Below are 13,915 nucleotides of genomic sequence, written 5' to 3' on the forward strand. Positions count from 1 at the left end.
TGGCTTTTTCTCCAACGATATAACGCTTCTATCCGTCAAGGAGGCAGATACCAGATCGTTAGTTGTGCCCATCCCCAAATTTGAAATAGAACACTATTTCTTGTAGACCTTCTGTAATGTCGACTTACTAGTGCGTACAGAACGGAAAATAAGCTGTATAAATACTTCTGCAAATACAAGTCCCATAACGATTGCACCCGTAATTAAAAATGCTTTTAATCCATACTGTAGGCCTTGTAAATAATCATCCTCTACAACATTTCGCATTGCATTATAAGCCATGCCTCCCGGAACTAACGGGATAATACCACCAACAATAAAAATAATCATCGGCATTTTGAAGCGTCGAGCATACAAATGGGAAACGATAGTAATTACGAAAGCGCTAAAGAATGAGGCATTTACTATATCCATGCCATGCTCCGTTAGGACGAAGTAAATCATCCAGCCTACTACTCCAACAAAGCCACAATAAATTAGGGTTTTTCTAGGTACATTAAAAATAATTGCGATACCTGCAGTCGCAAAAAAGCTAAGAATCAACTGTATGATATAGTCCATGTCATCTGCCTCCTAAAACGATAGAGTGACGGCAATAGCTGCACCAATTGCAAAAGCTGTTAAAAATGCCTCTACGCCCTTTGCCATCCCTGACATAAAATGACCTGCCATTAAATCCCGAACTGCATTCGTAATCAAAATACCTGGTACCAGTGGCATAACGGAGCTAATTATAATTTTATCTATTTCCGTACCATGGCCATATTTCACTGCAAAAACAGCAATAAATCCTACTACAAATGAAGCCGTAAATTCTGAGAAAAATTTTACTTTTGTTAAGTCATTTATCATTAAAAGCACTAGAAAACCTAACCCCCCTGCCAAACATGCAAAAAGGAAATCAGACCATCCCCCCTTAAACATTATAAGGAAACAACCACTCGCAAGAGCCGCTGCTATGACTTGAATATATGTTGGTAAAAAATAATTTGTTTTTTGTATCGACTTTAGCTCGTCATATGCGTCTTCTAATGTTATCATGTGAGATGTGAGTCTCCGAGATACTGAATTTACCAAGGCTATTTTTTGTAAATCTGTAACCCTACTGGAAATCGATGTAATTCTCGTTGGCTGTGTCTTGCCTAAAGAAAAAATGATTCCTGTTGGTGTGGCATAACATTGCGCATCTAGCATATTTTGAGAATGTGCCATGCGTAGCATCGTATCCTCTACACGGTACGTTTCTGCACCACTTTCAATCATAATACGCCCTGCAAGTAATAAGCAGTCAATCGTAAATTCATTATCCGCTCCATGTAAAACCATTACAGCTATCTGCCTCCTTCAAAAGGTTCCTTGCCAATAGTATCGAACTGCTTATAAAAACTCAACTGAAATTTCAATATTAACAATATACCTTGGTTTTCATATGCTGAATAGTGAAAATTAATGAGTTTTATTATGAAAATTGATTTCCCATAAATTGGTAGAAAAACTTTGTAGTTTCGTATAACTTTTTCAATGACTAACACGTCTAATTGTTATAGAAAAATAAATAAAGAAAGGAGCGTATCCATCAAATGCCGGAACGCAGAAAACGTGGCCCGATGATTGATTTCCTATTAATCGGCCTCATCCTTACACTAACAACTATTATTCTAGTCATAATCCTGTCAAAGGATGATTTTAAGTTTCAAAAAATTAGTGCCTCAAAAGAGACAAATTCAGATTCAATTTCTAGTAATTTATCCACAGAAAGCTCTGCGTTTCCAGGTATACGTATTGTAACAGACGTTTCCAACGATACGTTAACACCTTTCGCTATTCACTATCCACAAACAGATAATGAAGCTTTTAACAACGCCGTATTACAGTACATAACGGATTCAAAAGAAAACTATCTGACATCTATGAAGAAAAATAAAGATAAAGAGGCAATGGGTGAGCTTAATATTAGTCTGGAAACTTTCCCTTATCAAAAGCATTACTATTCATTTGTTCTAACAAAAACGTTGTATTTAGGCGGAGCTAATCAAGAGGTTTCAACCAAAACATTCGTTATCAATAATGAAACTGGTGAACAAATTAACATTAAAACATTATTGCAAAACGATGAAAACAACTTATCAACGTTAGCGGCTCATGTACGTAAAGACTTACAGCAAAACCTCCAGTTAAAGGACGCACTTTTTAATGATGAGTTTTTAAAAGCGGCCGAACCGAAATGGTCTAACTTTAGTCGATTTGCTATCGCTGATGATTCGCTACAATTCTATTTTGATGAGTATGAGATTGCTAGCGGGACTGTAGGTGCGCCAATTGTGAAACTTCCGCTTTCACTTATTAACCCGCTGTTAGCCTCTGATTTTCAAATCGCCATGGAGACAATAAAGCCTACAATACCAGCCGCTAAAGGTGATCCGAATGTGAGACGTATTGCCTTAACTTTTGATGATGGCCCACATCCAAAAGTAACAGAACAAATTTTAAATATTCTCGATAAATATCATGCAAAAGCTACCTTCTTTATGCTTGGCAGTCGTGTACAGTATTACCCTGATGTCGCTAGAGACGTTCTTGCACGTGGACATGAAATTGGTAATCATACATGGAACCATCCTGTATTAACAAAGCTGACACAAGAGCAAGTAGTCAATCAATACACATCCACTGCAAAGGAATTAGAGAAAGCCATTAACCAAAATGCTACTGTATTTAGACCTCCATACGGAGCAACAAATGATGCTATAAACGCTGAAATACCAATTCCTGTCGTATTATGGACTATCGATACTTTAGACTGGAAGCACCGCAATGCTCAACAGTTACTACCTCATGTTCAGAATAATTTGCACAATAATGCTATTGTCTTAATGCATGATATCCATCAATCGACGGCAGACGGACTTGATGCCGTACTAGCTTATTTACAAGGGCAAGGCTATGAATTTGTAACTGTATCGGAGATTCTTCAATATCGTCAATAATTAACATCCGCTTTATACAAAGAGAAAGAGGCTGGGACAGAACCCGATTATTTTGAAAAATAGCGAAAATGGATAATAACTTTTCCGCCTCTCTGAGTTAAATATTCCTTCATAAATCAAAAAAATGTTAGACCGATTGTATCTTGGTCTAACATTTTTTCTTTTTGTCCCAGCCTCTTTCCTTTCTATTTTATTGTTAGTGTGTCTAGAGGCTTGAAGTCTTTTAACTGATAGCTTTTCACTTCATTACGTGCAACCGTATAAAGAGCATCTTCAATGTAAACTACACGCTGTACAACCTGCTCCCAATTTTCATACTGCTCACCAGTACTTGTATTTATTATATTTCCTTTTAACACTATTCCTTTATCTGCAGTGATTTCATAGATTTGTGCACCTTGACCTTTATAGACGACTTCATCGCCTTTCCCTGCGTCATATAGCACCACTGGGAAACCAAAGTAATTGTATTCCTTATTGCGGAATAACGCTTTAGGATTGTATTGAACGTCAGAATGGGAGCCTTTACCACCAATTTTTACTGTAGATTGTTCCTTTGGATTATGGAAATCTGAAACATCAAACAAAGACATTTTCATATTTGTTGTAACTGTAAAATTACGTTTTGAATAAGCATCATAGCGTTGTTCTGTATCATAGCCAATACCAATCAAATGCGTATCATCTAACGGATGTAAATAGTTACTAAAGCCTGGAATCTTCAGTTCCCCTAGAACAGTAGGCTTTTTCGGATTTGCCACATCAATAACAAACAATGGATCAACTTGCTTAAATGTTACCACATATGCTTTTTCGCCCATAAAGCGTGCAGAATACACTTTTTCCCCAGGAGCTAAATCTTTCACCGCACCAAGTTCTTTTAAATTCTTATCTAAAATAAAAAGGTGGTTACGTGAAATACTTTGCTCATCCCATGTATTTCCTTCAGTTGTAACGATGCGGAAGTTGCCATTATATTCATCCATCGAATATTGATTCAACACAGTTCCTTTCACTTTCATGCTACCTACAAAGTCTAACACCATGCCATCAACATTCCATTTAAAAATTTGTGTATCCATCGCTCTTGGCATCCAGATCATATCCATTATGCGACCAGCGGCTGGAACAGCTAGACTTCCATCATAAGTTGGTGTTGTTAAATAAAGTGCATTCTCCGACATATATAGGCCACTACTTCCACCTAAATATCCTTTAGTATTAGCAGTTGTCTTGGCACCATTTTTTAAATCCACTGCTGTAATCAAACTATAAGTTCCATCCATTGTATTTGGTAAAATAGATATTTTCTCTAGAGGTAAGCTTTTGTATTCGTTTCCTTCAACACTATCATAAGTTTTCGGTTTTAAATCTGGTGCTTTTTCATCTCGAAGCATCCAATAATTCGGATACATATTACCGATCAAATATAATGTGCCATTTGTAATTCGAATATCTTGTAAATATCCCTCTTGCCCTACTTCACGTATACGCTTAGGACTCTTGGGATTTGAGATATCATATAAAGTAGCTGTTGACATACTTGTGCCTACTTTTTCTAAATATTCATCTCCAATCGCTATTAATACATTATTATATAACGCTAGCTTAGAAATATACTGAGACTCTTTTAGCTTAATTGTTGTCGCTAATTCTAGGTTTTTCGGATCTTTAGCATCAACAACAGTAATACCTTGATCCTTTACAGCATAAATATAGCCATCTTTTACAACAACAATATCACCTTCCTCTACTCCCTCTACTTGATTATTTGTTGTAGAAGCATTGCTCATACTCGCTTTATCTTCGCTCTTTGCAACCGGTGCACTTTCTTCATATTCTCTACCTTTATTTTGGTTAACTAAAAGTGCTTCAAAATATTGTTGTAGCTCTTTCTCTGACTTTACGGCTTCAAGCTCTTCAATAACGGTAAATGGAATTTCATACGAAGCTGTTTTAAGTCCTTTTAATGCAAATGCCTCCTTATGCACATGTAATTTATAGCTACCTGGTGCTAGATTACTAACAATGAGTGTCTTTTTATCTTCTCCCAATGTTATTGTTGCTACCACTTTTTGCCCCTCATTATTTGTTACGTATACATGATCATCCGTTATTTTGCTTTCCTTTAATGCCTTTGTAAAGGATGCATGCCAATTTTGAGTTGTCATACTCGAAACGGCCGCCTTCGCTTCCACTTCAGGTGTCATCATCAACGTAAAAATGCCCGGTAAAATAGCTAATATAGTGATAAGTAAAATGGCTATCCACTTAGTTCTCATCATTTTCCTCCCCTTCATATACTTGTTTATTAATTAGACTAGAAAAGAAAAGGAAAGTTACATTTTTCCGAATCTTTTTAAAATCAATTTCGCCTTGGCGTAATTGCGTCCGGATTTTGAATTGTGCTATTTGTAGGAAGTTAACCTAAAACCGTCACTTCCTGTGACAACGGTTAACTGACCTACATCGGTAAAAACGCCACGTCCTGTGGCTTTACCGAAATGACCGACATCGTGTTGGCCCTCGTGCAGGCCTCCTTTGAAAATCCGTGACATCCGCCGGAGGCTTTGGGCCAACAGATGTTTTTTGCGCGAAAGCGAAGCGACAGCAAAATGGTTTTGTCTGTGCGAAAGCGTAGCGACAGCAACAGCATGATGTTGGTCACTAAGTCGTTGCCACAGGACGTGGCGTTCTTAGACTGAGTTCCTCTATTTCAGTAGGTGTTTGGACACCCACTGAAAAGGAATCAAAACCGCATTCATCTTACACCTGCAGAGGTGGGAGTCTTCTGGGCTGAATGAAGATAATTATTCCTTCGCGATAACTATTGGGTTATTACAACTTATGAAAGCAGAAAAACGAGCGGTAATGACTCCCGCTCGTTTATTCTTCAAATGGCCATTTCGGTAGCATTTTGACTAATGGCTTATCATGACGTTTTCCTAATACATAGTCTGCCTGCATAATTGTATGAATTTCACGCGTACCTTCATAAATTACGGGTGCTTTTGAGTTACGTAAATAACGAGCGACTGGATATTCGTCTGAATAACCATATGCACCGTGAATCTGCACTGCATCATCCGCTGCCTTATTAGCAAAATCACAAGCCTGCCACTTTGCTAAAGAGGTCTCTCTCGTATTCCGAACCCCCTTATTTTTCAACTCACCAACACGATATACAAGAAGACGGCTCATTTGATAGCTCGCTTCCATTTTGGCAATCATTTGCCCAACTAGCTGATGTTCACCAATGGGCTTGCCAAACGTTTCGCGTTCGTGACAGTATTTTACGCTCGCTTCTATACAAGCCTGAATTAATCCGACGGCGCCTGCCGCTACTGTGAAACGACCATTATCGAGAGCAGACATTGCTATTTTAAAGCCCTCTCCCTCTTCTCCTAGACGATTCTCAACAGGTATACGTAAATCTTCGAAAAAGAGCTCTCCGGTATTGCCTGCACGAATACCATATTTACCTTTAATGGCCTTCGATGTAAAACCAGCCATTGAACGTTCTACAATAAATGCACTAATACCATGATGCTTCTTTGATTTATCCGTGTAGGCAAAGACAATAAAATGATCAGCTATATCACATAAAGAAATCCATGTTTTCTGTCCATTTAATACGTAATAATCTCCATCACGTACAGCAGTGGTAGACATTGCTGCTACGTCTGACCCTGCCCCAGGTTCTGTTAACCCAAATGCCCCAATTCGAACACCTTTCGCCTGAGGAACAAGATATTGCTGCTTTTGCGATTCCGTTCCCCACTGCATTAAAGTCATACTATTTAAACCTGTATGAACAGAAACAGCTGTGCGAAATGCTGTATCTCCTCGTTCAAGTTCCTCACAAACAATGGCAAGCGCATTGTAATCCATGCCACTGCCACCGTATTGTTCTGGTACACAAACCCCCATTAAGCCAAGTTCAGCTAGTCTTGACCAAATCTTTTGGTCGAAACCACCCTCAGCATCCCACTTCGCAATATATGGAATTATTTCATCATCTACAAACTGACTTACTGTTTTTCGTAGCATTTCCTGCTCAGTGGTAAATTCGAAGTTCATGGCCAACACCTACCATTTCACAATCATTGCTGATTTATGAGATGTCTCCTTAATGACAACACCACGTTTTGCCATCTCTTTAATATACGTATCGCCCGGTACAATTGATTCAGGAGCAAACACACCATGCTCTGTAATTGAACCGTCACCAATCATTTGTGCAACGACAGATATTGTATTTGCTGTCGCACGGGCCATAGCTGTTTCATTAATCGTCATATCCTTACGCACAACCATTTCGTACTCATAAGTCACTTGTTGCTGAGCTTTTTCACCCGCCACAATAACACGCAGTAACACAGCATCTGGTTTTGTACCAAGTTCAAGTTTCTTTTTAAGTGCCTCACGAACCACTGCACGCACAGGAACTTCCTGATTTTCTACCTCTACTCTATTTCCAGAATCAAGGAATCCTAAATCTGCTAATAACTTAAATTTCTCTGCATGTCCCTTATATCGAATTGTTTTATATTCTAATGTGTCGACATTTGGGAATGTCTTATACAAAGTCGATATACCACCTGATGTATAGAATGCCTCAAGCACACCAAAACCATCAAAATAAATAGGTTCTACACCTGACAAGGATGGGACTTCTTGAAGTTTGCCTTTTTGAATCATTTTTGATGGCTCTGTGTAATGATCAAAAACGCCTTCTAGAGAAAATACTCGTGTATAGTGAAGAGGTGGTTTTGGCTCTGTCGGAATACCGCCCACAAAGAGTTTAATAGATTCCACCTCATCTAGTTTCGACGCTCCATAGCCCGCTAATATATTGACCATACCCGGTGCAACACCCAAGTCTGGTACTATTGTTACACCTTTTGCCCTTGCCTCTTCATGGAGATCTAATATCTTTTCGGTTACTCCACCAATATGACCACCTAAATCTACGGAATGAACCCCAGCTTCAATTGCTGCTCTTGCTACACGCTCATTAAAGGAATAGAAAAGTGCATTGACGACTACATTGCCTTTTGAGATAACACCCATCAACGAGTCATCGCGCTCTGCATGAAGCTCTACAACCTCAACCTTATCTGTATTTAATGTATTTACAAAGTCCTGTGCCGCTATTACGTCGATATCTCCTAAAAATACACGCTCTACTTTGCTATTTTTTATTAAATCACGTGCTACCTCTTTCCCCATTAAACCTGCACCTAATACAACAACTTTCATCAAGAACATCCCCTTTCATTGACCTGTTATTCTGTATCGATTTGTGCTCTTTGTAATTTACCGCTATAGTCTACATAAATACTTTTCCACTCTGTATAGACATCCAAGGCAGCTACACCCGAGTCACGATGTCCATTTCCAGTACCCTTTGTACCACCAAATGGCAGATGAATTTCAGCACCCGTTGTGCCTGCATTTACATAAACAATTCCAGTATCTAAATCTCGTTGCGCGCGGAAAATTGTATTAACATTTTGTGAAAAAATCGAGCTGGATAAGCCAAATTTCACACCATTATTTACCTCGATAGCTTCATCTAAACTTGCTACTTCAATTAGAGAAACGACTGGGCCAAAGATTTCTTCCTGTGCAATAATCATGTCAGGCTTTACATTAGTAAACAATGTTGGCTCAAAATAAAAGCCTTTATCATAAGGCGCCTCATTCAATATTGCGCCACCTGCTAATAATGTTGCACCTTCTTGTTTTCCAATCTGCACATAATGATTGATTTTTTCTAGTGCAGCTTTATTAATCACTGGCCCAATTTTGACACCTTCATCTAAGCCGTCTCCAATTGTTAGCTTGTGCATTTCGTCTAATAGACGTTTTTCTAGTTCCTCTTTTACATCTTTATGCACGATAACTCGACTACATGCTGTACATCTTTGACCAGCAGTGCCAAAAGCACTCCATAAGATACCTTCTGTGGCTAGCTGTAAATCGGCATCATCCATAACTATGACCGCATTTTTCCCACCCATCTCTAATGAAACCTTCTTCAGGTGTTTACCACCTAGCTCTGCAACCTTACTCCCTGTTGTTGTAGAGCCGGTAAATGAAATGACCTTGACATCTGGATGTTCAATTAATGCTGTCCCTACTGTTGGCCCTGTGCCAAAGACAATATTCGCTACCCCACCTGGTAAGCCGACCTCTTCAAAAATCTTGCCCATTTCGTACGCCATCATCGGCGTCTCATTGGACGGCTTCCAAATGAATGTATTCCCTGCAACAATCGCAGGGAATGATTTCCAAGTAGCTATTGCTACAGGGAAATTCCAAGGAGTTATTAAAGCTACAACTCCAATAGGTGCCCGTACACTCATGGCAAATTTATTGGCAAGCTCAGATGGTGTTGTCTCCCCAAACAATCGTCGTCCTTCTCCTGCCATATAATAAGCCATATCGATTCCTTCCTGTACCTCACCTCTAGCTTCTTCAATGACCTTTCCCATCTCTTTTGTTAAAACGGTCGCCAAATATTCCTTCTTCTCTTTCATTTTTTGACCGATGGCATATAAAAAGTCAGCACGTTTAGGAGCTGGTACCAAAGCCCAGCTTTTTTGTGCTTGTTTTGCAGCCACTACCGCTTCATCCACCTCACTAGCTGTAGAGCGCGGTATTGTAGCTAGTCGCTCTCCATTTGCAGGGTTCATCACTGCTATACTTTGTAAATGCGAATGTGCTACCCATTCACCACCGATATAGTTTTTAATCTCCACTACAAACACCCCCTGAAGTAAATATGATGCCTCGGCTTCATTGTTACCAGTCGCATTGCTTTCAGACAGATATCTCTATCCAGAACCAAATATGTCAAAATTCCGAATTTTTAATATATAGAAGTCTGTGAAGAATGCTTTTGGTTCAGCAACATCGGTGACAATTGCTAGAGGCTTTATTTTCTTTTAGCTAAATATTGATGTCGATTCGAATGAAAATCTTTTGTGAAAAAATCACAAATTTTCAGCTAAACGAAAATAAAAAATACTCATTCTAGTTTTTTATATTCGACATTTCCTAGCTTATTCCCTTTTTTTCTAAAATAATTAATTATACATTGAAACTATTACAACTTATAATCGTATACAATAACAAAACTATTTTTGGAGGAATCCCATTATGAATAATCACGAAATTGACTACAAATTATATGGCGATGATATGCAATACGTGCAAGTTGAACTTGACCCTCAAGAAACAGTAGTAGCTGAAGCTGGCGCTTTAATGATGATGGATGATGCTATCCATATGGAAACTATCTTTGGTGATGGTTCAAGAGGAAGTCAAGAAAGTGGCCTTATGGGTAAATTATTTGGAGCTGGAAAACGTCTAATTACAGGTGAAAGTTTATTTATGACAACATTTACTAACAATGGTTCGGGTAAACGTCATGTGTATTTTGCTTCTCCATACCCTGGTAAGATTATTCCAATGGATTTAAGTCAACTAAATGGGAAAATTATTTGTCAGAAAGATGCATTTCTAGCCGCTGCAAAAGGCGTTTCAGTTGGTGTCGAGTTCCAGAAAAAAATCGGTGTAGGATTCTTCGGTGGTGAAGGCTTTATTATGCAAAAGCTTGAAGGAGACGGCATGGCTTTCGTACATGCAGGTGGAGCTATTCACGAAAAGACTCTACAACCTGGAGAAGTGTTACGTGTTGATACAGGATGCTTAGTGGCTATGACATCCGATGTAAATTACGATATCGAAATGGTTGGGGGCGTGAAAACGGCATTGTTCGGCGGTGAAGGTATCTTCTTTGCTACTTTAAAGGGTCCAGGTAAAGTATGGATTCAATCATTACCATTTAGCCGTTTAGCAAGTCGCGTCTTCGCTGCAGCACCAATTTCTCAAGGTGGTGGCGGCCAATCTAAAGGTGAAGGTGGAATTGGCGGGCTATTTGATTTGTTTAACAGATAATAGTCTATACTCAATTCCCCTTATAAAAAAGGAGCGCATCTAATTAACGATGTGCTCCTACTTTTTATCTTCATTCAATGAAGGTGTCATTAATCTATTCTATTGGATACAGCTTTGCCCTGTCCATATGCAGTAAGTGCTTTCACGTTCAGCATCAACATAGCCGTTCTAGTTTCAAGAGATGCACTACCGATATGTGGAAGTGCTACAACATTTGGAAGCGTTAATAACGGATGATCCAACGCAATAGGTTCGTGTTCAAATACATCCAGCCCTGCAGCCCAAAGCTTACCATTTTTCAAAGTTTCATAAAGTGCATTCTCATCGATAATGCCCCCGCGTGATGCGTTGATTAACACTGCATCATCTCTCATTAATGCGAGTTCTTCTGCCCCAATAAGTCCTACCGTATCATTATTATACGGTGTCATAATAACAACAAAATCTGATTGTTTTAAAAGCTCCTCTAACGAAACATACTTAAATCCGTACATTTCCTCCGCTTCATGGCGACGTCTACGATTATTATATAAAACCTTCATGTCGAAGCCTTTTGCTCGTCTTGCTACAGCCTGCCCGATACGCCCCATTCCAATAATTCCGATCGTAGCACTCGACACATCTTTACCCACTAATTGCATAGGAAACCAGCTTTTCCATCTACCTTCTCGCAAATACCGTTCGCTTTCCGGAATTCTACGAGCAGTCGCAAGCAATAATCCGAAAACTAAATCAGCAGTCGTATTTGTTAAAACTCCAGGTGTATTTGTTGCCATTATCCCTCGTTTACGCAAAGCATTGACATCAATATTATTAAAGCCAACTGCTAAATTTGTCACAAGTTTTAGATTGGGTGCGTGTACTAATAATTCTTCATCGACTCGATCAGCAAGTGTTACCCACAATACTTCACAATCCCCAACCGATGCCAGCAATTTTTCACGTGGTATAACAACTTCCTCCTCCTCCCATTGTTCGATATCGTAATACTCTTGCAACGGTTCGACTATATGCGCTGGGAACTTACGTGTAATAAATAATTTCTTTTTCATATTTCGGACACCCCTCTATTCAATTCCCTAATTCGCCTATAGCGTAACACTTAGTACACTCATTTTCTAGGAATTTCTTATCTTTACATGTGAGTTAACCTATTTCTTTCTATCACTCTACAAACTTCATCAGTCTATATGTTGTTTGATCCTTCTTATAAGCAACCCAAATTTTAAATAATAAAAAAACTATGCACAGATCTATATGCATAGTTGTGAATTATTTAAAAATCTCTAATTGTTGTATCTAAACGATTTGCGACTTTTTCTAATTCCTCGGAAGATTCTCCAATCGATTCAATAATCTTTGCTAGTTCTGTTATTTGGCTCCCTACATTTTGGAAGTTTGAGATAGTACCATCTACTGAGCCGGATATTGCATCGAATGCTTTTAAAGATTTTGCATTTTGTTCAATACTATTGTTCACTAGTTCTTGAATTTCTCGAATAGCTTGGACAACTTGGCTTGTTATCACGTTTGACATCGCTATTAAATCAGCAATTTGTTCTACCGAATTTTTCGTTTGATCAGCAAGTTTACGGACTTCATTTGCCACGACAGCAAAACCTTTTCCATGCTCACCCGCTCGTGCAGCCTCAATAGCTGAATTTAAAGCTAGTAAATTTGTTTGACCAGAAATACTTTTCACTATTTCAACAACAGCATTAATTTTTGAGGAGGACCGATCCAACTGCTCCACCATACCTGCCATCTCAACTGTCTTATAATGAATTTTTTCAGTTTGCTCGTTAATTAATACAATTTTGGAATAGCCTTCAGTGGATACCTGTTGCATTGTTTTTGCCTCATCAATACTTTCCTTCAAGTATGCATTAACTTCCTTCGCACTAAAAATGAGTTCGGTCACTGTTTCATTTGTAGTGTGAGATTGAGTTTCTAGCTGAGTAGTTATCCCGCCTACGATTTCCTTTACATGTGCTTGAACACTATTTCGTTGTTCTTCGATTAACATATTGGCATAATTATCATACTCTTCTAAAACAATTTGTTGTTCAAAATTGCATATTTTACTTATAGCATCACAATACTTTTCTTCATCACCATGCGATAACTGAAGCTCATAAACTATCTTTCTTAATGATTTTTCAAGGTTTTGAAAGGCCGCTAAATACCACTTAGGATACAAATTGATCTTCACATGCATTTTCGCAACACGTCTTCTTTTCTCCAAAAAAGCTTCATCTATACGTCCTTCAAACATTTCTATAATATGATGGCGTAATGTTTGGCGTAAACGCTCGCTAGAACTATGCTTTTGAATAACTTCACGTAATGCTGGCACACTTTCAATTGCATGGTAAAATGCCCCGACCACCTTAACGACATTTCGTTCAATATGTGGTTTTAAACTTCTAATCAACTGCAAATCTTGTCTAGTTAGATTTATTAGATTTAACTGTAGCAAACGTTCCTGATCTTGAATAATAACACCTATATTCGTTTCATCACTAATTTCAATTATATTTTTCTTAGGCTTATTTCCAATTTGAAACATTCTCTCCACCTCATAAATATGATCTCATAGCATACTATATCTATCCTACTAAATATAATCTAAAAATAAAAAACATTCTAATAGTCTTAGCATCAATTATAAGGTTTAATTAATGAAAGTGACAACATAATAGGTAAATAATATCTACATTTTTCATTAACATCTATCGATCCTATTCTCAAATACAACTTATTCACTAAGTGATTCATCCTTACTTTTTTTAACCGAAGTGAGTTAAGACGTTACAGCATTCTTCAGATAACATAAACTTCCAAATTAAAAAAACCACTCTATAATAAAATGTACCCTATAAGATAGACACTTAAAAAAAGTCTCTCTTACAGGGTACTTTTATTTATAATGAACATAACAACTAGATGGAGCAGAACTT

10 protein-coding genes are annotated in these 13,915 nt (G+C 38.2%); 2 read left to right on the forward strand and 8 right to left on the reverse strand.

Annotated features, from left to right (window positions below; translation table 11 throughout):
* Nucleotides 1-93: 93 nt before the first annotated feature.
* Nucleotides 94-561, reverse strand: a complete 468-nt coding sequence (locus tag ACIQXF_RS05640) for a threonine/serine exporter family protein (protein ID WP_402780037.1) — start codon at nt 559-561, stop codon at nt 94-96.
* Nucleotides 562-573: 12 nt separating this feature from the next.
* A complete protein-coding gene (locus ACIQXF_RS05645; protein ID WP_402780039.1) occupies nt 574-1,326 on the reverse strand; it encodes a threonine/serine exporter family protein in 753 nt (250 codons plus the stop codon).
* A 254-nt stretch (nt 1,327-1,580) separates the two neighbouring features.
* Here ACIQXF_RS05645 and ACIQXF_RS05650 point away from each other — a divergent pair, with 254 nt between their 5' ends.
* Entirely contained in the window at nt 1,581-2,987 is a 1,407-nt protein-coding gene (locus ACIQXF_RS05650; protein ID WP_402780041.1) for a polysaccharide deacetylase family protein, read from the forward strand.
* Between the two features lie 185 nt (nt 2,988-3,172).
* Here the strand turns inward: ACIQXF_RS05650 and ACIQXF_RS05655 are convergent, their stop codons facing one another.
* From ACIQXF_RS05655 to ACIQXF_RS05670, 4 genes are all read right to left on the reverse strand, one after another.
* Nucleotides 3,173-5,272 carry a beta-propeller domain-containing protein gene (locus ACIQXF_RS05655; protein ID WP_402780043.1) on the reverse strand — a complete coding sequence of 700 codons (2,100 nt, stop codon included), beginning with the start codon at nt 5,270-5,272 and terminating at the stop codon, nt 3,173-3,175.
* A gap of 601 nt (nt 5,273-5,873) precedes the next feature.
* Entirely contained in the window at nt 5,874-7,067 is a 1,194-nt protein-coding gene (locus ACIQXF_RS05660; RefSeq protein ID WP_402780045.1) for an acyl-CoA dehydrogenase family protein, read from the reverse strand.
* Between the two features lie 9 nt (nt 7,068-7,076).
* Nucleotides 7,077-8,249 (reverse strand): saccharopine dehydrogenase family protein, encoded by a 1,173-nt coding sequence (locus ACIQXF_RS05665; protein ID WP_402780047.1) that lies wholly within the window; start codon nt 8,247-8,249, stop codon nt 7,077-7,079.
* A 26-nt stretch (nt 8,250-8,275) separates the two neighbouring features.
* On the reverse strand, nt 8,276-9,754 hold the full coding sequence (locus tag ACIQXF_RS05670; protein ID WP_402780049.1) for an aldehyde dehydrogenase family protein: 1,479 nt from the start codon (nt 9,752-9,754) through the stop codon (nt 8,276-8,278).
* A 400-nt stretch (nt 9,755-10,154) separates the two neighbouring features.
* Between ACIQXF_RS05670 and ACIQXF_RS05675 the strand changes: the two genes are divergently transcribed.
* The gene (locus ACIQXF_RS05675) at nt 10,155-10,955 is read left to right on the forward strand and encodes a TIGR00266 family protein (RefSeq protein WP_402780051.1); all 801 of its coding nucleotides are present in this window, start codon (nt 10,155-10,157) and stop codon (nt 10,953-10,955) included.
* Between the two features lie 89 nt (nt 10,956-11,044).
* Here ACIQXF_RS05675 and ACIQXF_RS05680 read toward each other — a convergent pair whose 3' ends face one another.
* Both ACIQXF_RS05680 and ACIQXF_RS05685 read right to left on the reverse strand, forming a co-directional pair.
* A complete protein-coding gene (locus tag ACIQXF_RS05680) occupies nt 11,045-12,007 on the reverse strand; it encodes a 2-hydroxyacid dehydrogenase (RefSeq protein ID WP_402780053.1) in 963 nt (320 codons plus the stop codon).
* A 224-nt stretch (nt 12,008-12,231) separates the two neighbouring features.
* Nucleotides 12,232-13,524 (reverse strand): protoglobin domain-containing protein, encoded by a 1,293-nt coding sequence (locus tag ACIQXF_RS05685; RefSeq protein ID WP_402780055.1) that lies wholly within the window; start codon nt 13,522-13,524, stop codon nt 12,232-12,234.
* Between the last annotated feature and the right edge of the window lie 391 nt (nt 13,525-13,915).

This window comes from Lysinibacillus sp. NPDC097231, from assembly GCF_044761885.1.
In the GTDB taxonomy this organism is placed as follows: Bacteria; Bacillota; Bacilli; order Bacillales_A; family Planococcaceae; genus Lysinibacillus.